Origin of the sequence: Sorangium sp. So ce836, from assembly GCF_028553905.1 — a bacterium.
GTDB classification, from domain to species: domain Bacteria; phylum Myxococcota_A; class Polyangia; order Polyangiales; family Polyangiaceae; genus Sorangium; species Sorangium cellulosum_D.
The window spans coordinates 441,517-463,198 of the sequence record NZ_CP102233.1 but is presented as its reverse complement, the minus strand read 5'-3'; the positions used below and the strand labels follow the sequence as shown (position 1 = coordinate 463,198).

11 protein-coding genes are annotated in these 21,682 nt (G+C 69.1%); 4 read left to right on the top strand and 7 right to left on the bottom strand.

The window, feature by feature from the left end:
• Positions 1–267 precede the first annotated feature (267 nt).
• Together NQZ70_RS01755 and NQZ70_RS01750 are read right to left on the bottom strand one after the other, a co-directional pair.
• Positions 268–1,644, bottom strand: coding sequence for a DUF1552 domain-containing protein (locus tag NQZ70_RS01755; RefSeq protein WP_129572668.1), 1,377 nt, complete (start codon positions 1,642–1,644; stop codon positions 268–270).
• Positions 1,641–3,362 carry a DUF1592 domain-containing protein gene (locus NQZ70_RS01750; protein ID WP_129572667.1) on the bottom strand — a complete coding sequence of 574 codons (1,722 nt, stop codon included), beginning with the start codon at positions 3,360–3,362 and terminating at the stop codon, positions 1,641–1,643. Before NQZ70_RS01750 ends, NQZ70_RS01755 begins: the two co-directional genes overlap by 4 nt.
• 810 nt (positions 3,363–4,172) lie before the next feature.
• Between NQZ70_RS01750 and NQZ70_RS01745 the strand changes: the two genes are divergently transcribed.
• Positions 4,173–5,162: an AraC family transcriptional regulator gene (locus NQZ70_RS01745; protein ID WP_237244917.1), complete on the top strand. Its 990-nt coding sequence runs from the start codon at positions 4,173–4,175 to the stop codon at positions 5,160–5,162.
• Positions 5,163–5,295: 133 nt separating this feature from the next.
• Here the strand turns inward: NQZ70_RS01745 and NQZ70_RS01740 are convergent, their stop codons facing one another.
• Complete coding sequence (locus tag NQZ70_RS01740) at positions 5,296–6,975, bottom strand: VWA domain-containing protein (protein WP_237244916.1); 1,680 nt, start codon at positions 6,973–6,975, stop codon at positions 5,296–5,298.
• A gap of 194 nt (positions 6,976–7,169) precedes the next feature.
• Positions 7,170–12,650 (bottom strand): DNRLRE domain-containing protein, encoded by a 5,481-nt coding sequence (locus tag NQZ70_RS01735; RefSeq protein ID WP_129572666.1) that lies wholly within the window; start codon positions 12,648–12,650, stop codon positions 7,170–7,172.
• Positions 12,651–13,063: 413 nt separating this feature from the next.
• Between NQZ70_RS01735 and NQZ70_RS01730 the strand changes: the two genes are divergently transcribed.
• Complete coding sequence (locus tag NQZ70_RS01730) at positions 13,064–13,963, top strand: hypothetical protein (RefSeq protein WP_129572665.1); 900 nt, start codon at positions 13,064–13,066, stop codon at positions 13,961–13,963.
• A 229-nt stretch (positions 13,964–14,192) separates the two neighbouring features.
• Here the strand turns inward: NQZ70_RS01730 and NQZ70_RS01725 are convergent, their stop codons facing one another.
• Positions 14,193–14,969, bottom strand: a complete 777-nt coding sequence (locus tag NQZ70_RS01725; RefSeq protein WP_165373748.1) for a TetR/AcrR family transcriptional regulator — start codon at positions 14,967–14,969, stop codon at positions 14,193–14,195.
• A gap of 93 nt (positions 14,970–15,062) precedes the next feature.
• Here NQZ70_RS01725 and NQZ70_RS01720 point away from each other — a divergent pair, with 93 nt between their 5' ends.
• Complete coding sequence (locus tag NQZ70_RS01720; RefSeq protein WP_129572664.1) at positions 15,063–16,649, top strand: FAD-dependent oxidoreductase; 1,587 nt, start codon at positions 15,063–15,065, stop codon at positions 16,647–16,649.
• Positions 16,650–16,748: 99 nt separating this feature from the next.
• Complete coding sequence (locus NQZ70_RS01715; protein ID WP_129572663.1) at positions 16,749–17,729, top strand: 2-dehydropantoate 2-reductase; 981 nt, start codon at positions 16,749–16,751, stop codon at positions 17,727–17,729.
• Between the two features lie 165 nt (positions 17,730–17,894).
• Here the strand turns inward: NQZ70_RS01715 and NQZ70_RS01710 are convergent, their stop codons facing one another.
• Both NQZ70_RS01710 and NQZ70_RS01705 read right to left on the bottom strand, forming a co-directional pair.
• Positions 17,895–18,536, bottom strand: a complete 642-nt coding sequence (locus NQZ70_RS01710) for a peptidoglycan-binding domain-containing protein (protein ID WP_129572662.1) — start codon at positions 18,534–18,536, stop codon at positions 17,895–17,897.
• Positions 18,536–21,616: a hypothetical protein gene (locus NQZ70_RS01705; protein ID WP_129572661.1), complete on the bottom strand. Its 3,081-nt coding sequence runs from the start codon at positions 21,614–21,616 to the stop codon at positions 18,536–18,538. Before NQZ70_RS01705 ends, NQZ70_RS01710 begins: the two co-directional genes overlap by 1 nt.
• Positions 21,617–21,682 lie beyond the last annotated feature (66 nt).

Genomic DNA, 21,682 nt, shown 5'->3' with positions numbered 1-21,682 from the left:
GGAAACCGCCGGGGAGGCAGCCTTCGCCGCCCAGCGCGCGATGCCGCGCCCCGGGGCGACCAAGCGATGCTCGGGGCGACGTCAGGCGAGCGATGATGTAGCGGATTACACCCGACGTTCAACGCCCAGCGCGGTCGGGGGCTCTACTTTTAAAGATTCTTTACAAAGCCGCCGCGAGGTGACACGCCCGGACCGGGCGACGCGCCATTGTGGCGCGCCGGCAGGAGGGTGACGTGGGCCATGTCGCTGGGCACGACGAGCGCGCGATCAGGCGACGATCGCGTCGATGAGCCCACCTGCGAGGCTCTCGTCGCCGAAGTTGTCGAGCGGGCCTCCCTGGCCGTTGGTGCACCCGACCGCCGCGCCGATCGTGTTGAGCAGCTTGTTGTTCGTGACATTCACGTCGACGAACTGGCCAGTCTTCAGGTAGCCCGCGGCGCCCCCGGCGAGGATGTACGGGACCTTGCGGTACCCGTGGTACTTGTCGGCGTTGTCGTTGAGCCACACGGCCACGCCGTGGTCGAGCAGCGTCCCCGAGCCGAGCTCGTAGGACGAGAGCCGGTCGAGCAGGTGCTTGAACATCCGCGCGTGGATCCGGTCGATCTTGTGGTGCAGCTCCTGAGCGCCCTCGATCGGCGGGCCCTCGGAGCCGTCGCTGTCGATGCGGTGGGAGATCTTGTGGTAGCTCTTCTGCCGGACGCCGTCGATCGTGTACTCGGTCCCGTCATTGCCGTCGCCCACCTGCAGCGTCGCCGCGCGCGTCACGCCGCACGCCATCGCGAGCGCGATGATATCCATCTGCATGCGGGTGACGGTCTCCACGTTCTCGGATTTGCCGACGTTCGGCGAGATCGCCTCCATCGCGGCGACCGCCTCCGCCGGGAGATTGCACGCGAGCGCGGCCTCGAGGTCGCGGATGCTGTCGAAGTGGAGCTGCAGCCGCTCGCGATCGCTCTTGCTGAGGTCCTTCCGGCTCATGAGCGCTCGCATCTCGCCGCGCACCAGGTCGTTGACGCTGGTGCGGCGCTCGGCCAGCGCCTGCTGGACCTCAGCGCCCACGTCGGTGAGCCCGAAGAGCTTCTGGTACGCGTTGAACGGGTTGCGCTCGGCGGCGCGGAGCTGCTTCGACCCGCGGTACGAGAGCACCTCGTTGATGTAGCCGGCCATCCTGCCGGCGTAGAGCGTCAGCGGCTCGACGCCCGCCGGGTTCAGCTCGGTCGCGATGCGGTTGTCGATCGACTCGCCCATCGCGAGCGACTCGTTGCCCGACGGCTGGTCCGACACGCGCGCGGCCGTGAGGCACTGGTTGCCGCCGCCGGAGTGGCCGCACCCGTTGCCTTTGAACGCGAAATTCACGCCGCGCACCATGATCAGCTGGCCCGCGTAGTCCTTGAGCTCGCTGACCGCCCGGGCGCTGTCCCGCTCCAGCGATTCTCTGGACAGGGGGCCCGTCTGGCTGGGCCAGAACATCTCGGGCTCGTCGTTGGTCGCCTGCGCGACGCCGTTCGCCTGGCGCATGAAGATCGCGAAGGGCGGCACGTCGCCCGTGCCGGCCAGCGCGCGCCGGGGCGCGAAGGTCTCCAGGAACGGGAGCGCGACCGTGACGCCAAACAGGCCTCGAAGCACATGTCGTCGGGTGATCATTGCGCCTCCGCAGGAACTCGAGCGAGGAAGGAAGTGGATGAGACGATCTGGAGGAGGAGGTCCTTGGTCGAGGCGCCGCCGCGCGACGCATCGCCGAGCTTTCGGATGAAGTCCCGATCCTTGTCGCGCGCGTCGCGGCCGTGGGCGAACTCCACCCAGCGCTTCGCGTAGCACGCGTGCGCCTCGCTGCTCTCGGCGAGGACCCGGCTGAACTCCATCGCGTTGGCGTAGCTCCTCGGCTCGCCGCCGAGCCGATAGACGTCCGCGGCGTTGACGGGCATGCCGTTGTCGATCGTGCGGTACTTGCCGATCGCGTCGTAATGCTCGAAGGCGAACCCGGCCGGGTTGATCATCGTCCCGTGGCACGCCTCGCCGCACGTCCCCTTGCCCGTGTGCGCCTCGACGCGCTCGCGGTTGGTCGCGTGCTCGCCCGGCGGCAGCGAGGTCGCGTTGTCGGGCGGCGGCGGCAGCGCGGCGCAGATGACCCTGAGGTTCACGAAGACGCCGCGATGGATCGAGTCCGGCTGCCGCGCCGTCGCCTTCGACGCGAGGAAGCCGAGGCGCGTGAGCAGCCCCGCGCGCTCGTCCCCGTCGAGCTCCACCTGCTTGAAGTCGTTCGACGACTGGCCCTCGACACCGTAGACCGTCGCGAGGCGCTCGTTCACGAACGCGGTGCGGTCGGTGAGCAGATCGGTGAGCCCGCCCTCCTTGTCGAAGACGATGTGCTCCACGAACAGCTCCGCCTCGCGCTCCATGTCGTCGCCCATCTCGGGGACGAACTCGGGGTAGAGCGCCTGGTCCTTGTTGAGATCGTGGTAATGATCGAAGTCGTAGAGCTGCCGGTGGAACGAGCCGATGACCTCGCGGGCGCGCGGATCCTCGAGCATGCGCTCGGCGTAGGCCCGGACGGCCTCGGGGGTCGACAGCTCGCCCGCCTTCGCCGCCGCGAGGAGATCGTCGTCGGGCATCGTGTTCCAGAAGAGGTACGCGAGCTTTGTCGCGATCTCGTGGCCGCTCAGCGGGATGAGCCCGTTCTTCGTCGGCCCGGCGCCGAGCTCGACCCGGTAGACGAAATGGGGTGATTGCAGGAACGCCTCGAGCGCCGCGCGCACGCCCGCGACGAACGGCTCCTCGCCCTTGAAGAGCTCCTTGCCGCGGTGGAACAGGGCGACGTACACGTCCCGCTCGTCGTCCGTGAGCGGCCGCCGGAACGCCCGCTCGCCGAACCGCTCGACGAACGCCTGCGCCCGCGCCTCCGGCTCGTCCGGCAGGCCGGCGGGCGCGATCCGATCGAGCTTGCCCTGATCGGCGGCCACCATCGCCGCGAGCTCCTCGGCGGCGCGCTGGTAGTCGCTCCAGAGGCCCGGGGTCACCTGGAGCGCAGCCTCGTTGTTGTCGAACACGCCGCCGAGCGGATCGGTCGTGAACGACGCCGAGAGGCCAGGCCTGTCGTCGAGGCGCAGGAGATCGCGTACGGTGTTTTCCCACTGCACATGGCTGAGCCGAGGGAACATGCTGCGCGCTGCGACCTCCTCTGGCCGCGCGCCGCCCGGAACGGGGCCATCCCCATCGCCTTCGGCCCCTTGCGGGTCGCCTCCCTGCGGGTCGCCCAGGGCGCCCATACACGCCGAGAGCAGGAGCGGCGCGACGCTCAACCCCGCGCCGAGCAGCCGCCGCCACCGCGGGGAGCGGGCCAATCGATAAGCCAATGAGGTCATCGGATTCTCCTGATAAGCAGCCTGATCAATTTATGTAGGAAATACTCTTTACCAACAAACAAAAAAACCTCGGGCGCTGAGCCCAGCCTGTCGATCGTCCTGGAGCAGAAATAGTTCAACACCACCCGAATCGCGGTCTCGCGTGTAGGGGCTCCGGCCAACACCCGACACGGCAAGAGATCTCGATTTCGCCAGAGCGGGCGCCGCCGTCACTGGTGTAGTTCTTCACCAGAGATAGAGCGGAGAATGAATGACTGAGCTCCCGCGTGCCTCGAACGAGGTCGACGAGCTGGCACGAAGTGCCTGTGGGCACGACACGGCCCCCTAAACCCCACACCCTTCACCCCTCGTGTCACGCCGGCCGGGTGGTCGCAGCGCTCACGAAGGGAGAAGGGCGGCCGCCTCGCGTGCGGCAAGACGGAAGAACGAGGCTACATATGTTAGCGGTCACAAATCGGACGTCAACTCGGATTCGCCCGTCCGCGGCCTAGCTCGGTTCGGATGGCTGGCCTTCTGCTTGCCCGCGCGGAGGAAGCTGAGGATGGCCTTCCTCCCGCGCGATGGCGGGGTACCCACGGGTCATCGAGGACCCCATCGGGCGTGAAGAGGGCTGTGAAGGCCTCGTCGGTGTCGTCGTCGGTGTCGTCGAAGACGGCGGGGGAATAGCGACGGCGCGCCGGCGAGGCGGGCGCATCGCGAGGGCATGGCGCGGGCGTGGCGTCCGCGAGAACGCACGCCACCGACGCCCGCCCGGGTTGCAAGGCCGTCCACCTCCCTCTATCTTCTAGGTCTTTACACTTGTGAGGAACTGTGCGCAAAGAGCCGGCTCCGCCCGCGTTTTCCGACTTCATCCTGCTCCTCATCTCCGCCGCACCGAAGCTCGGCCTGCCGCTCGATGCGGTCCTGCGAGGCGCGGCGCTTCCGCCGGGGGCCCTCAGCCAGCGCGGCGTGCCGATCCCCTTGAGCGCAGCGCGGTACGTCTGGTCGTCCGCCGAACGGGTGAGCGGCGATCCCCTGCTCGGGCTCCGCGTCGCCGAGACGCTCGACGTCGGCACGCTCGACATCCTCGACTACCTGTCGCGGAACAGCGAAAGCTTCGGCGCGGCGCTCTCCCGCTTCATCCGCTTCGCCCCGCTGCTCGCCGACTCCGGCGAGCTGAGCTTGAGCGTGGACGGCGCCCGCGCGCGCTTCCGCCACGTCGCGCCCAACGGGCTGCCCGCCGTGTCGGAGCTCCTCGCCGGCATGACCGTGCTCCGGGCGCGGACGTTCTCCGGCGAGCACGTCCGCCCGCTGGCCGTGCGCTTCCGGCACCACCGCCGAGGAAGCACAGGCGCCTACGAGCAGATCTTCGACGCGCCGGTCGAATTCGGCGCCCCCTGCGACGAGCTGGTCTTCCGGCGGGAGCACCTGGAGATGCCGTTCCGCTCCGCCGACCCCCGGCTGTGCGAGATCCTCGAGGAGCTCGCGCAGCTGCGGCTCCAGCAGCAACGCCGGGTCGACGCGCCGCCGCCCGCCGCGCCGTCCGGCTTCGTCGACGAGGTCCGCCACGCGCTCCGCGAGTGCATCGCCGAGGGCAACCCGAACATCGACCAGGTCGCCGTGCGCATGGGCGTGAGCCCACGCACGCTCCAGCGGCAGCTGCGGGAACAGGGCACGTCGCACCGCGCGCTCCTCGCGGAGACGCGCGCCGCGCTCGTGGATCGGTACCTGACCATCGCCACCCCCTCGCGGCACGCGCTCGCCACCGAGCTCGGGTACGCGAGCGCCCGCTCCGCGTCCCGCGCGCTGCGGCGCCGGTAGACCCGCCGCAACGCCGGTAGACCCGCCGCGGCGCCGGAAGGCCGGGGCCCGCCGGCGCCGCGGCCGCGTGGTCACCCGCGGCCGCCCGCGCGGGCGCCGCGACGGCAGGCCCGCGCCGGGGGCGCGGCGGCGCTCACGGATGCCACGCCAGCTGGAGCTGCCGGTTGGCCGTCGTGCTCACCTGGTAGACGACGGGGGTCGACGCGCCCGGGAACGGCGTCGAGAGCTGCATCGACCAGCTGTTCGCCGCGGGGCTCTGGGCCGGCCCGCCGTTGGCGGACACGGTGACCCCGTTCAGCGACGCGCCATCCATCGACGTCACCTGGAGCCACAGGTTCGCCGGCGTCCACCCCGTCGGGTAGTCCGCCGGGTCGATCTGGAAGCACGCCGTGCCGTTCACCGTGGCCGTGGTCGCCGGGCCCGCCTGGCCGAGGCTCTGGCAGGTCGGCGTCGGGCTCGGGTTCTTGTAGACCCCGAACGTGTACTGGCGCATGAACATCGGGACGGTGGAGTTGCCGGCGTGGTCCGCGAACACCGTGATCTGGTGGCTCCCCGTCTCGGTGAACTGGTTGAACTTCAGCGAGTAGACGCCGTTGTTGGCCACCGAGTCACCGTGCGCGGCGAGCCCGTCGTCATAGAACGTCAGCGGCGTGACCGCGCCGCTCGGCGCCGTCATCTCGGCGCTGACCGCGGCGCCCGTCACCGGGGCGCCCAGGTGGGTCACCGCGGCCTCGACGACCAGCGGCTGCGACCCGACGTTCAGACCGTTCGTGGTGACCTGGAGCTGGATATCGTCGATCAGCGTCGACACGGCGGCATAGAGATAGATGTCCGACGACGAGTTGTTGACGGCGCAGAACTGCCAGAAGCCTTCCTCGTACGACTGCGTGAGGTTCAGCGAGAAGCGCTTGAAATTGTCGGCCGAGAAGAAGGTCACGTCGGAGCTCGACGACCCGTAGCCCGTCTCGTTGATCTCGGTCTCCGGGTGCTGCGACGGCGGAATCAGGTACACGTTGGGGGCGGCGCTGCCCAGGAAGATCATCGTGAAATCCGCGATCTGAGCGGCCGAGATGTACGGCTGGACGCACGACATCCCCCCCGGCAAGATCCGGTCCAGCCCCTGATCGATCATGCCGCCCTCGCGGCAGTCGTTCGCCATGCGGTTGAACGCGCCGAGCAGCTCGAGCTGGTCGATGTCGGAGCTGACGTCGGCGCGCATGAAGAGCCCGGGCGAGGCCCCGTAGTTCGTCGCGATGTCGCTCATCATCGCCTCGTCCGCCCCCGCCCCGAGCGCGATCGAGTGGACCTCGTCCACGCGGGTGAAGTAGTCCAAGAAGAAGTCGCTCGGCGCCGGCGGCGTGTTGTGCTGCCCGTCGGACAGGAGGACGACGCACTCGCGCGGCCCCTTGGTCGGGTTCTCCGCGGTGAGCATGTCGAGCGCCTGCTCGAGGCCCGCCCCGATCGACGTCGACCCGTTCGCGACGAGCGCGTCCACGGCCGCGTCGTAGCCGGACGCCGGGAGCGGCGTGATCGGGAAGGACTCCGAGGCCGTGTCCGCGTAGCTCGCAAGGCCGATCTGCTCGGTGAACGACTGCGAGGCGGGCACGTTGCTCGAGGCGAGCGTGTTCTTGTAGATCTTCGCCGCCTGCTGCGCGAGGGCGAGGTTGGTCCCATACATGCTGCCGGAGCGGTCGATGATGACCACGTGGTTTGTGTCGAGCGACGTGACCTGAGCCAGCGCCGTGGACAGCCCCAAGACGCCCGCGAGGACGCCGCCGGTGATGCCTGCGAAAGTTCGAATTGCGGTTCTCATCGTCTCTATTTCCTCTGCATTCCTCTGCGTTCTCGGACACGAACAGGAGCTGAAGAGCGAACGGGAGCGGCGTCGCCGGGCCGACGCGTCGGCGCCGTAAAGGGCGTCCGGAGGGGCGAGGTGGCGGGCGCCGCCTCGCGGACGGCGACCCTCCACCCTGCATGCCTATCGGGCCGGACCGGCGACGCCGGCTCTCACGGGTTGCGGTACAGGACCTCGAGCTTCGGACGCCTGTGGGCGGTCGCGTAGTCGCTCGACGTGAACGAGACCTCGCGGTAGCTGTTCGCCTCGCTGTCGAGCCGGATCATGAATCCGTTGTTGCTCGACGACGGGCTGAGCATGTCTCGCACGAGCGCGGTCACGTCGATGTTCTCGTAGTCCTGGCTGCTCGACGTGCTCTGCGGCAGGAGCACCTGGTGGACCGTCGACACGGCCGGCTGGTTGTTCCACGTCACCGTGTTCTCCTGCCAGGCCGCGGTGATGCGCTGGATCAGGAAGGCGTTGGAGCCGCCGACCGTCAGGTGCCCCGGGGAATACGGGTTGTACGTCCCCTGGCCGTAGAGGCGCGCGTCGGGGTCCGCGTACAGGCTCAGGCGCGCCCGCTCGATCGTGGCGCCCGCCGGGAGGGTCGAGAGATCGAAGCGGAGCAGGCTCCGGTTCCGGTACCAGACGCTGCTCGCCGTCCAGGACCCCGCGGTCAGGTTGACGGTGTTGCCGGAGTTGTTGCCGCTCGCCCCGGTCATGTTGGTGATGGTCGCGTCGACGCCGTCGCTGCCGGGCTGCAGCGTCAGCGTCTGGACCGGGTTCTGGCAGGCCCCGTTGACGGTGAACACCGCCCCCGGCACCGCCGCGCACTGCGACTGGTAGGTCGGGTCGTGGCAGGTCCCGTCGGCCTCGTGGCAAGCGCCGACAGGCTCGCTGCCGCACGCGTCGACCTCGGCGCAGCTGTAGCCGCTGATGAAGTAGCCGCCGGCGCTCGCGCAGCTCTGGCCGGAGCTGATGCCGCCCTGGCCGAGGTCGGTGCAGCCGCCCGACCGGCAGCACGCGCCCTTCGACTCCGGCTTGCAGAGCGCCGAGCAGCCGTCGCCGCTCACGGTGTTGCCGTCGTCGCACTGCTCCGAGGCCTGCTGCACGCCGTCGCCGCAGCACCGCTCGACGGTGACGCCCGTGTTCTCCACGACGGAGCACTCGGCGACCGTGTTCTCCGGCGTCTGGCACGTCCCGCTCACGCAGGTCTGCCCAGGGCCGGTGGTGCAGTCCGCGTCGGTCTGGCACGCGCAGGGGATCGTGTCCTCGTAGTGGTCGTCGAAGCAGGTCTCCACCTCGTCGAGCCACGCCTCGGACGCGGCGGTCCGCTTCACCAGGTTCTCGGCCTCGAGGCCGGCGTCCGGGTCGACGAGGACCTTGGTCAGGTCGAAGTGGGCCGTGCCGGGGTTGACCACGGCGCCGCTGAAGTCGCCGATGGCCAGCTGGATGGACGTGGCCGTGCGCTGCGTGTCGAGGCACCCCCAGTGCTTGAGCAGGTGGCGATGCGACTCCTGGCACGGGAAGGTGAGGCTCCCGCGCGAGCCGGTCTGCGGGCCGACGTACGAGCAGGTCCCGGTCACGAACGTCTGGGTGAGCGCGTCCTGGTCCTGCAGCCAGTCCGTCATGGGCTGGCCGTTGATGCAGAGGTTCTCGGCCGACGAGACCGTCTCGCCCACGTCGAAGCCGAAGTTCACGACGTCCTCCACGCCGCCGACCACGTCATCGGTGGTGGGGGGCAGCGGGTCCGCCGCGTGCAGCGGCAGCTCGTCCTTGCACCACTCGAGGAAGTCGGCCGTCGACGCGTTCACCTGCGCATACCGCGTGACCTCGCCGGGCTGGTAGTTGGTGATCTCGCCGAGCGGCGAGGTGTCCCACTGGTAGGTGGCCTCGAGCCCGGGCTGGAACTTGTACTTCGAGACCGAGCCGATATCGAAGGTCCGGCGCCACTTCCACAGCGTGAACTTCTTCCACTTCTTGAACAGCTTCGCCTCGAGGCCCACGTGGATGCCCGCGTTGAGCGCGGCGATGAGCTCGATCTCGGTCAGGCCGTACGTCGCGATCGCGTGGGTCGGGTCATCGCCGTTCTTCATGCCCCAGATCACCTCCTCGGCATAAGGCACGTTCGGGCCGGCCTTCGGCTCGCACGTGCCGCCGGGCGTGCAGACCTCGTTCTGGCCGCAGGCCGTGTTCGCCGTCGAGGGGTTGTAGGTGCAGTGCCGGGCGCACGCGCCGTTCACGCAGGCGCGGCCGGGCTGGTTCGGGCAGGTGCTCTGCGCGGTGCAGACGCAGTCGACGGGCGTCCCGCCGACGGTGCACAGCTTCGCCTGGACATCGCACGTCTCGCCGCTCGCGCAATCGGCGTTCGAGGTGCAGCCGCACGCCGACGGGAAGCCCGTCTGGAGCGGGTGGCACCCGGGCCCCTGCCACTCCGTGGCGTCGGCCTTGGTCTCCGACAGGCAGCTGTACGCGTCGAAGTTGCCGGGGCACTCGGCCTCCGTGACGTCGAACACGACGGCGCCGGGGATGCCCGAGTCGCAGTCGCCGCTGATCTTGCGGACCGTCGCAGGGGTCGTGTCGCTCACGTAGATGTCGCCGGTCGGGAGCACGGCCACGCCGGAGGGCAGCTCGAAGATCGCGTCGTCGGCCAGGCCGTCCGTCGCCACGGTGCCGGGAGCACCGGAGACGGTCGTCACGGCGGAGGTCTCCGGGTCGAAGCGCCGCACGCGACCGGGCTTGTTGCCGTCGACGACGAGCACGTGACCCGCGCTGTCGACGGTGAGCCCCTTCGGCGCGGTGAACCGCGCGGCCGAGCCGATGCCGTCCGCGGAGCCCGCCGAGCCGCTGGTCCCGGCCACGGTGGTGACCGCCGCCGACGCGACGTCGAACCGCCGCAGCGTGTTGTTGAGCGTGTCGCTGATGTACAGCCTGCCGCGCCCGTCGGCGACGATGTTGGTCGGCTCCGAGAACCGGGCCGCCGAGCCGATGCCGTCGGTGCCCCCGGTCTGGCCCGACGTGCCGGCCACGGTGGTGGCCGTGCCCGACGGGAGCGGGATGCGGATCAGCGTGCGGGCGCCGCTGTCGGTGGCGAAGAGGGCGCCGTCGTGCACGGCGACGTCCCGCGGCGTCAGGAACACCGTCCGATCCGCGATCGTGGTCACCTGGTTCGTGCTCAGGTTGAGCTTGCGGACCGAGCGAGCGCCGCGATCGGCGATGTAGAGCGAGCCCGCGTCGTACGTGATCCCCGAGATCGTGTTGAACCGCGCGGCGGTCCCGACCCCGTCGACGTTGCCCGCCGCGGTCGACCCGGCGATCGTCGTCACCTGGCCGGTCTGCAGGTTGATGCGGCGGATGGCGGTCCGATCCGCGACGAAGAGGCGGTTTCCGCTGCGATCGTAGGCGAGGTCGGCGGGCTGGAGGAAGCGGGAGCCGCCGAACGTGCCGTCCGTGAGCGACAGCGAGTAGGCGAGGCCGTAGGGCGAAGAGACCGCGGGCAGGCAGCACACGCCGCGCTTGGTGCACGCCGAGATCTCGGGCAGCGCGGGCGCGCGCAGGCTGTTCGGGCAGGTGCCGTCGTTCGCGCACTCCTCGCACGACTTGTTCGCGCTCCACTGGGTCGTGAAGCCCTGCTGGAAGATGCTCTTGTACGTCTTCGCGTCCTTCTCCTTCAGGAAGGTCGAGAACAGCGCGTACGAGAGCTTGGACGGGCTGCACTGATCCTGCGTGATCCCCGTCCAGTCGTCGAGGCAGGCGCGGCTGCCGTTGACGAAGGTGATGCAGCAGGAGTTCTTCGTGTCGAGCGGGGAGCAGGCGAGGTTCAGCGACGACTCGGGGATGTACTTGTTCGAGCAGGACGCCTCATCCTTGTAGGAGAAGACGGGCTTGCACTCGAGGTCCTCGTTCGGGTTGCTGTTCACGAGCGCCTGCTCGAGCGAGGCGTTGAGGTCGACCACGCCGCCGGAGCCCTTCGGCTTGATATCGACGGAGAAGCCGATGCTGGCCTCCACGCCCACCTTCAGGAGCTTGCCGATCGGCACGCCGAGGAAGAGCTTCGCGCCCACCTCCGGCCTCACCGACACCTGCGTCCCGGCCTCCGCGGTCACGTCCGGCGCCTGGAAGCCGTGCATGTCGCGGTTGAAGTCGAGATCGGAGATCTTGTGCGACGTGTTCTTGTTGAGCGCCTCCTGCAGGCGCCTGCGCATGAAATAAGCCTCGTCGTACCACTTCACCCCTGCGCCGAGCTTGAAGTACGGGATGAGGTACGCGCCGGGGACCGGCGGGAGGGGGATCGGCGTCAGCTCCTTCTCGATCGGCTTCAGCCGCAGGTCGAGGTTGAGCGCCGCGGCGAGGAGCGCGGCCGACTTCCCCTCCCAGTCCTCGATCGCCTCCGCGCCGTCGCGGGGCCAGGTGAGCTGGGCCGGGACGCCGTCGGTCGGCGTGTAGTCGAACGGCATGTAGGTGCCGATCAGGAACTCCTGCGGGGAGACGCGGCCGTCGCCGTCGCTGTCGAGCGACGTCATCTGGTCCTCGTCCGCGAGGTAGAAGACGCCGAGCTTCTTCGCGGCGTCGAGGCTGACCCCGCCGCCGGCGAGGTGGCCGAGCTCCTCGATGCCGAGGGGAGCTTCACGGTTGAACCACTTGTAACCGTCAAGCTGCATGTTGAACTCCATCCCTGGCAGGATGCTCAGCGTCTCGCCGAACGCGGTCACGGCGAAGCCGCCGGTGCGCATCTGGGCGCGGCGCTCCTTGCTCAGGGTGTGCGACGTGTAGCGGCCGCCGATGCCCCACCGGTCGCTGTCCGACAGGTTGGCGTACGCGCCGTGTCCGGCCCACGGAATGCACATGTGCAGGTCGGGCCGCTGGTCCGAGTAGCTGCCGAGGTGGTACCCCTCGGTGTACTGGTCGATGTAGCACTGGATCTTCGACATCACCTCGCTGATGTTGTCGAGCTCGCCGCCGAACTGGCTCAGGAAATTGGCGAACTGACCGCCGCCGATCTGGCCGGCGATCTTGTCGAGCCACTTCACCGTGCTGAGCGCCCACTTGGCCTTGCCCGCCTGGGTCTGCTGGATATCGTTGGAGAGCCACACGAGGACGCCGGTGCTGCACGGGTCCGCCGAAGACGAGCTCGGGTCGCAGAAGTCGAGGCACTCCTCGTACGTGGTCTTGTCCTGCTGGATGACGTTCAGGCACTGGGAGGACACCTGCTGGCTGCAGACGCACGTGCCCTTGTCCGCGTCCGCGGCCGGCTCCGTCTTGAGGCCGTTGATCGCCTCGGCCGTCTTGTTGACGATCGACGCGAGGAGCTGGATCGACTGGAGGACGTGGAAGTTCGTGGTGATGTTCTGGAGGTCGGCGCCCTTCGGGTTCGGGTTTTCCGGCAGCTTGCCGAGCTGGCTCGGATCGCACGCCTGCACCTGGAACGTGCCTGTGCCGGCGTCCGGGGCCTCCCCCTCGATGACGGCGTCCGGCCGGTCGGGCTGCTGGGACCACGTCGGCCAGTCGTGGATGGTCGTGTCGTTGCAGGCCACGTCGTCCGGCGCGCACAGCGCCTGTTCCGCCTGACCGACGGGCCCGTCCAGCGCGACCGGATCGTCGGCGCCGGCCGTGCAGGCGGTCGTGAGCGCGCCCAGGCACGCGAGGAGCGGCAAGCGCCCCGCGCGCCATGGGGCAGCGCGTGATTGTGCGACCTGACGTAGCAGTATGGATCTTAGACTCGTCATGAATAAGCCCTCGACGCCGTTGTTGACGGGAGGAGACGAAGCGAATCCGCTCTCGCCCGGCCTGCTCGCGCAGACATAGGCGCTCTCCCATTGCGAACATCTGTGTACTCGGCTGTAAACCGATCGCGAAGGCGACAAATCGCGCCACGCGGCGACAAATCGCGCCAGGCCAGGGGCGGTCGGCACAACCTCCCACGATCTCCGCCTCCCTGGGGCTTTTGCGCATCACCTCGACATCGGGTCCTCCCCCCGCTTCGGCGAGGAGCTCCGAGGCCTGTCATGGAGCTCACGCTGGCTCGGCCCCGGCGGATCCATCTAAGATCGGACCGAGGAGGTTCTTCATGCGCACGCATCGACCTGTCTTGCTCGCGACGCTCCTATCGACCGTCGCCGTCGCGATGTCCGCCGTGCCCGGGTGCGGGGACGACGAGACGGGGGCGAGCAGCGGAGGGCCGGCGCCGACAGGCACCGATTTCCTCTCCAGGTATGCAAAGGCCCTCTGCGACCGCACCTTCGCGTGCTGCGACGCGGCGACCCGGGCCGCGCATGACCTGGACGCGAGCTCTGCCGACGCGTGCGCGTCGGAGCTCGAAGCGATCCTCGTCGCGGTCACCGGCGGAGGCGAGGTGAACGGCACCTTCGTCCCGGAAAAGGCGGAGGCGTGCCTCGCCGAGGTGGACGCGGCCCCCTGCGCCGAGCTTCAGATCCTGGGCGTGCTCTTGGGGGTGAACGACGGGTTCACGCCGTCCTGCCTCGGTGCGTGGGACGGCGCCGTGCCCGAGGGCGGGACGTGCGCCACGGACTGGGACTGCGCCCGGGACCGCTGCGTGCGCAACATCGACACGAGCGGGCAGACGACGTCGACGTGCAGGGCGAGGGCGGCGGCCGGAGAGCCGTGCTCGTCGGCGTTCTACTGCGACGAGGCGCTCCGGTGCGACCAGCCCTCGCCGCCCGACGAGGGGACGTGCGCGCCACGGCTCGCCGTGGGCGGGTCGTGCAAGCGAAGCCTCGACTGCCAGGAGGAGCTCCGCTGCGGCGAGGACGATACGTGCCAGGCGCGGGAGCAGGCGGGCGGTCCATGCGCGTCGGACGAAGACTGCGCCGCCGGCACGGCGTGCGATGGCGCGACGTGCGCGCCGCTCGGCGCCGCCGGCGCGCCCTGCTCCTTCGATTCGGACTGCGCGTCATCCGCGTGCGTCGATGCGACGGGCACCTGCGCCGACGTCTGCAAGGGCAGCTGATCGCAGGCCACGGCGGCCATGACGATGCCGTGGCCGAGATCCGTTGCATGTGCGAGGGCACGCCGTCAAATGCGCGGTGCCGCATCCCAGCGCGCCAGCGCCCTATCCCCTCGCGCCCGCCGGTCGCCATGACCATCGGCAGGTTCGCTCCCGACAGGCTCGACGCCCACGCGAACGAGCCGGTCCGGCGCGCCTCCGGGAGCTCCCAGACCGGGGGCGAAGGCCGCGGCTACCGCCGCTCGCGAGCGCCTGCGCCCGCCTTCGTTCCGCGCGAGAGCCGCGCCTCGATGCCGTCGAGCACGCAATCGAGGCCCCAGTCGAACACGACGTCGGCCGGCGGGTGCGAGGCGTCCCGGACCACCTTGGCGAGCGTCGGGAAGCGGCCGGTGGCGATCATCCGGTGGATGTACGCGTCCGATGCTCGCTGCCATTCGGCCTGGCTCATGCCGCTCGCGAGCTCGGCGCGCAGCTCATTGGCCTCGCCGCGGATGGCGCCGATCACATAGGCGTTGACGGTCCCGACGGCCAGCATGACGGCATCGATGTGCTCGAAGCCCGGAGCCCCGCTCAGCGCGGCGAACGAGGCCTCGAGGTGCGCGAGGGCGTTCGGACCGAGGTGCGGCCGGCCGCCCAGCAGATCGATGAACCACGCATGCTCCCTGGCGGCCCGCCGGGTGCGGTGGGCGATCGTCCGGAGCGCCTCGCGAAAGCCGCCGGGGATCGGCCCGGCGGACGCCATCTCCCCGTACACCGCGTCCACCATGAGCTCGAGCAGCTCCTCCTTCGTGTCCAGGTAGCCGTAGAGGCGCATCGGACCGGCGTCGAGCGAGGCCCCGACCTTGCGCAGCGACACCGCGGCGAGGCCTTCCGCGTCGGCGAGCGCGATGGCGGCGCGCACGATCCGCTCTCTGCTCAGCGGTCCGGGCGCGGGACGGGGGACGGGCTCCGGACGCTCCCAGAGGAGGGAGGCGTCGGTCGCGCGCGCTTTCTTCTGCCGTGCGGTCATGCCTCGGTCTTGTTCGCATCGGAGCGCGGTTGACAACAAATCGTGCTAGATACAGTGTATCGACGTGATACACTGTATCAAAGGACGGTCATCATGCACATAGAATCGACGTCGGCGCTCGTGGTCGGGGGCAGCTTGGTCGGCCTGTCGGCCGCGGTATTCCTGGCCTGGCGAGGTGTGCGGGCGGTCGTTGTCGAGCGGCACGCGGGCAGCTCGCCGCATCCGCGCGCGATCGGCTACACGCCGAGGACGCTGGAGCTCTATCGCGCGGTCGGGCTGGGCCCGCGCATCCCGCAGGTGCCGCCCACCTTCCGGCTGCGCCGAGCCCGGGTCGAGAGCCTCGCCGGGGCGTGGTTCGAAGAGCTCCCGTGGACGCCCGGGGAGCAGGGGGCGCCCTCGATCGAGCTCTCGCCGTGCGCGGGCGCCGCGCTCGCCCAGGATCGTCTCGATCCCATGCTCCGGGACAGGGCGGCCGAGCTCGGCGCCGAGGTCAGGCTCGAGACCGAGCTGGTCCGCTTCGAGCAGGACGCCGACGGGGTGACCGCGTGGCTGCGCGAGCGCGGCGGGCGAGCGTACGCGATGCGCGCGGACTACCTGGTGGCGGCGGACGGCCACCGCAGCCCGATCCGCGAGGCGCTCGGGATCGGCCGCTCCGGGCGGGGCCACATCCAGACGGTGCGCAGCGTCCTGTTCCGGGCTCCGCTCGAGGAGTACCGCCGGACGGGGATCACGCAGTTCGCGATCGAGCAGCCGGGGTTCAAGGCATTCCTCACCACGTACGGCGATGGCCGCTGGATCCTGATGTTCTGGGACGACGAGGAGCGCGACGCGGGCGCGCTGAGGGCGATGATATCGAGGGCGATCGGCAGGTCGGACCTGGACTTCGAGATCGTCACCACCGGACGATGGGAGATGAGCGGCCTGATCGCGGATCGCTTCGCGTCCGGCAGGGTATTCCTCGCCGGGGACGCCGCGCACACCCTGCCGCCGAGCCGCGGCGGTTATGGCGCGAACACCGGCATCGAGGACGCCCACAACCTCGCGTGGAAGCTGTCTGCGGTCCTGTCGGGCGCGTCGACGAAAGAGCTGCTCGACACCTACGACGCCGAGCGACGCCCGATCGCGTGGCTCCGGCACGACCAGATCTTCGCCCGGGCCGACTACAAGGCATACGCGGGCGGGGCCGCCGCGGGCGTGCCGATCATCGACGACGATGCGATGGAGCTCGGTCAGCTGTACCGATCGACCGCGGTGCTCGGCGCGGGCGACGGGCTCCCGCCGGCGATGCGGCCCGAGCGATGGGCGGGTCAGCCGGGCACGCGCGCGCCGCACGCGTGGGTGGCGAGGGGCGACGAGCGGCTGTCCACGCTCGATCTGTTCCAGCGAACCTGGGTGCTGCTCGCCGAGGACGGGCGGTGGGGTCCCGCCGCGGCGCACGCCGTCGAGCGGCTGGGCGTCGCGCTCGAATGCGTTCGCGTCGGCGTTGATGTGCGCCCGGTCGAGGAGGGAGCGTTCCGGAGGGCGTTCGGGATCGGGGCCGGGGGCGCGTCGCTGGTGCGCCCGGACGGCTACGTGGCGTGGCGCTCGATCGACCTGCCGGCGGATCCGCGCGGCGCGCTCGCCGATGCGCTCGCGCAGGTGTCGTCCGCCGCGCGCCGCCCCGAGCGCGTCGCCCCGTAGGGTCGATGCGAGCTCAGCGGCTCGGCGACGCGAGGATCGCCGCGATGGTCCGGAGCCGGCCACGAGGGGGTCGAGCGAGGGCTATGATGCTGGGACATCATGAAGATCGCCGTTTACGGTCTCGGAGCCATCGGCGGGCTGCTCGGCGCCCGCCTGGCCACGGCCGGCTGCGAGGTCAGCGCCGTGGCGCGTGGAGAGAACCTCGCCGCCGTGCAGCGACGCGGCTTGCTGCTGCAAATCCGGGAAGAGATCACCAGCGTGCCGATCCGCGCTGCGCCGGATCCAGCCGCGCTCGGCGCGCAGGACGTCGTGCTCATCGCGGTCAAGGCCACCGCGCTGACCGACGTCGCCGCGCGGATCGCGCCGCTGCTGCGCCCGGACACGATCGTCGTCCCCGCGATGAACGGCGTGCCGTGGTGGTTCTTCGCGCCCGAGAACGTGCCGTATGCCGGCGCCCGGCTCCGGTCGCTCGACCCGGGCGGCGTCCTGCCGCGCGCCATCCCGCTCCGCCAGGTGATCGGCTGCGTCGTGCACCTGTCGGGCTCCAGCCCGGAGCCGGGGCTCGTGCGCGTCGGCCTCGGCAATCGCCTGCTCATCGGCGAGCCGGCCGGCGGACACTCGGACCGGGTGGCCGCGCTGGTCAAGCTGCTGCAGCGCGCCGGCTTCGACGCCGAGGCGAGCGCCGATATCCGGACGGACGTCTGGTACAAGCTGTGGGGCAACATGACGATGAACCCGGTGTCGGTGCTCACCGGCGCGACGTGCGACCGGATCCTCGATGATCCGCTGGTGCGCGGCTTCTGTCTCGAGGCGATGGAGGAAGCGGCGGCGATCGGCGCGAGGATCGGCTGCCCCATCGCGCAGAGCGGAGAGGACCGGATGGAGGTCACGCGCAAGCTCGGCGCGTTCAAGACATCGATGCTGCAGGACGCGGAGGCCGGCAAGCCGCTGGAGATCGACGCGCTGGTGACCGTGGTGCACGAGATCGGCAAGCTGACCGGCGTGCCCACGCCGACCATCGACGGCTTGCTCGGGCTGACGCGGCTGTGCGGCCGCACGCGCGGCCTGGTCGCCGGTTGATCCTCGAGCGAAGCCCGCTCGTCCCGGCTCGCCGCCGGGCTACCCGAGCAGCGCGCGGCGGCACGGCTCGACCACCTCGAGCTCCGGGAACCGCTTTGGGGAGCCCGGCCCCCGATGTGTCGTCATGCACTGCGGCAGGAGACGATGATCAGCGGGGTCTCCCGGCTACGAGCCGTGCGCGGAGGCGAGCTTTGCGAGCGTCGCTCCGTCGGCCTCTCCCGTCACCGGCAGGCCGTGGTCGCTCTGGAAGTCTTCCAGGGCGATCCGAAGGAGGCCCTCCTCCCGGCCTTGCTCCTCGCTCTCCAGATAACCGAGGCTCACGAGCCGCACCAGCGGCCCTTCCGCCGTATCGAGGGGCGGAAGATGGCCGAGCGAGAGCGCCATCTCTTCTTGGTCCTCGCCGGTGCCCAGGAGGAGCCGTCCCTTCGCCGCGGCGGGTGAGATGGGCACGACGATGAAGCCGTCGCCGTCCGTCTCGCCCTCGAACGTGGCGCCGTCGATCTCGAGCACATAGGGGACGCCGGCGCGCGGCTCGGACTTCGCGTCGAGGAACCGGAGCCGCAGCTCTTCGGGCACGCCGCGGCGGCGGAAGGTGTGACGAGCGCCCGTGGGCCGCTCTTCGATCTTCAAACGCTTGTCGGGGATGAAGACGACATCTTCGGTCGGTAAGAGGGCGCTGGGGTTCGAGCGCTTCTCGCGGAGGGCCGCGTTCTCGGGCAGGTTCCAGAGCGTATCGGGATAGAATCCATAACGAAAAGCGATGCTCGACAGACACTCTCCCGGCCTCACGACGTGCTTGAAACCCATCACGAATTCTCCTTGTCCTCCGAGCCCGTCTCCTCCTCGCCTCCCGAGACCACCTTCGATTTGCCGCGCGATCCGAGGAGCTGCGCCTGGAACTCACCGACCTCGAAGTATGGAATCGGCTCGAAGCGGCTCTCCTCGTCCCTCGGCGTGATCGAGCCGTACGTCTCGCTCTCGTCCTCCAGATCGAGATCCCCGAGGACGTAGTTGAGGAGGTGCAGGTAGCGATTGGCCTTGTGGACGCGGTTGCAAAGGGCCATGCCGTCGCCGACGAGCTTCTCGAAGCCTTCGGGCTTCCCCGCCACCCAGCAGTCGAGGAGGTACCCACGGGCTCTTCGATCCCACTCGTCTTTGGATCCCGGGCCCCTCTCGATCCACCCCTGGCCCACCTTGCGGAGATCGTCGTCCGACAGCCTCTCTTCTTCGAGCTCCATGCTCGTCGGGCCGACGTTCTTCGCCTTCTTCTTGTTCTTCTTCTCCGGTTTCACGGGAGCGGGGCCGAGCTCGAGCACGGCCCTCAGCCCCGCGTCGATGGGATCGGCTTTCAATCGAGCGATCATGAAGTTCGTGAGCCGCTCGTCGGTCGGGCGCCGGACGTCGTGACAGTACGAGAGCCACTGCAGCAGCGACTCGCTGGTAAGCCCCCTGGACTCCTCGGCGAACGCTCTATAGTCCGCTTCCGGCACCTCGGGCGCGAGATCCGACAAATCGGGATCTTTGAGCACGCACGAGAGGAGTACACAGAAGCTCTTGAGGCATGCGGTCCAGTCGTCGCTCCTTCCTTGGCGCTGCTTCGCGAGCTCGCAGAGGTCGGCCAGCGACTCGCTGATCCCTCGAACGGCGTCCCTCCGCATGCACGCCACCTTCTCGCAGGCTTCCTCGATCTTCGACCTGAAGTCTTTCGGTAATTTTTGGATCTCGAACCGGCGCCAGGCTCGGGGTCGCTCCCCGGTGCTGAGGAGGGCGCCCACCGGACAATGATCGCTGATGTCCGACCACCAGTTCAGGGCGCGGTGGTCGAAGTCGAGCGGCAAGAGGCCGCCGCCCGGGGCGACGATCCCCGCCTGCCGGAAGACGAACGTCTTCGAGTGCGCGAAGAAGTCCGCGCGCTTGTTGAGCACGACGACCCTCCGCTCTCCCGCCTTCCCGTCCTCCTGCTTCGCGACGATCATCCTGGTCGTGCGGTCTTGGATGTTCTTGGCGTTTCCCTTCAGACGGGTCTGGTTCGTCGCCGACACCGAGATCGCGAGCTCGAGGTTCGCCTTCGTTAGATGGGACTCGAAGAGCTGGCTCTTGCAATGATTCAGCTTGGTCGACTTGACCACCGTCGACTCGGGATCGAGGTAATAGTCGCCGGCGAGCACCCAGTGCCCGCCTGCCTGGCCGACGTAGGCGAACATCCCTTCGAGCTGCTCGTACTCTCCCTGTCGCTTGAGCCCGTGTCCGGCGGGTGTCGTGTGGACGACGCCGACGGAGACCTTCTCGCCCTGGGGCTCGAGGAGCTCCAGGTCGTGTACGACGACGGGCCTGCAGTAGGCTGGCCAGAAGCGGGTTTGCAGGTAGGCGACGAGCTGCCCCTCGGGCCGAGCGTCGAGCTGCCGGCACGCCTTCTCGTAGTTCTTGAACTGGCGAACGAGCGTCTTGTCCGGCTGGTCCGTTTTGCTCGTCTCCTCATAATCGGCGATCAGCTGCTTCAAGTCGTCCGCGGGCTTCATCTGCACGAGCAACAATTGGACCTCGGGGTACTGGTCGAGCGTGAAGACCCATTTGCGGACCCACGGCGCTGCTTTGGAGCGGACGGTGCTCTTGATGGAGCGGACGTAGGTGCCGGCATTGGTCCGTACGGGCGCCCCTCCGTTCTTGTTGAGCTGCAGGTTCAGCTCCTCCAGCAGCGCCAGGGGCAGGTAGACGGAGCCGCCCTTCGACGGTTTTTTCAGAGGAAGCCTCTCCACGACGGGCAGGGCCTTTTTGCCTGGAAGCTCGCACAGCTTGAGGGCGCAGGGCTTCTTTGCCCAGTAATGGACCCCGGGCGCCAGGCGCTTGCCGTCGTAGGACGCCCAGGCGTCGTCTTCGCGAGCCTTCCTGAACATCCGGGATCGCACGACGACGGGGTAGTACTCCGGCTGGCCGAGCCGCACGCTCTTCCAGGTCTTGAACCACCCCATGTCCACCTCCACCTCGCGGAGCTTCACGCCCTCGCCCTCGCCGGTCACTCGGACCTTGAGGTCCTTCCCCCAGATGGACCATGTCTCCTCTCTCACGGAGTTGCGATCGTAGGCCTCGGGGGCGTCCTCTTCGGGGGAGCCGTCGTCGTCTTCGCCCTCGTTGTCGGTCTCGTCGTCCTCGCCCTTCGTGCTCCCCTCGTCCTCCTCCTCGTCGTCGACCTCGATCTCGGGGCCGACCGCGGAGAACGATCGCATGAGGGGGCCGAAGCGGCACTCGAGGCCCCCCTCCTCCAGCGTGGTCACGAACGCCTCTTTCTCGAGCACGTCTCTCCCGGCGAGGTTCACCTCCTGGAGGGCCAGGACGTCGATCCAGAGGTGGCGCGTGAAGATCCAGGCGATGGTGCTGGTCTTCTCCTCCGCCTGATTGATATGGTTGAGGTTCCACGTCGCCACGCCGAGGTTGAGAGGAGGGGGCCTTCGCGTGTTGTCCGACAGCTTCTTCGGGTGCCCTTTGCCCGCCTTGGCGACTTTGAGCAGCTTGGGATCCGGTTTGAATCTCTTTTTCGGATCGAATGTCTCCCCCTCGCCCTCCTTGGCGCGCGCCCTCTTGCGGGAGGGCGGGTCCTCCTCGGTCGGGATCTCCGTGCTCGTCGAATCGAACTTGACCGACCAGGAGCTCCAATCGAGCCACTGCTCCTGCACGTTCGGCGTCTGCGGGTACAGCCACGACGATCCAAAATCGAACCCGACGAGGCGCTCACTCTCGTGCATGTGACGCTCGTGCGAGTTCCGCGCGCAGCCCCGGTCGGAGCAAGCGAAGCAACGACCGCAGAGGGTCCGCCCCTGGCAAGCGAAGCATCCGTAGAACGTGGTGAGAGTGTTGCACTTGGGGCACAGCGGCTCGTCGATGACGTTCATGGCAATCCTCTCGCTCCGATGTTGCTCACCATGGGTTCACGGGATCACAGGACGCTGACGCGATCG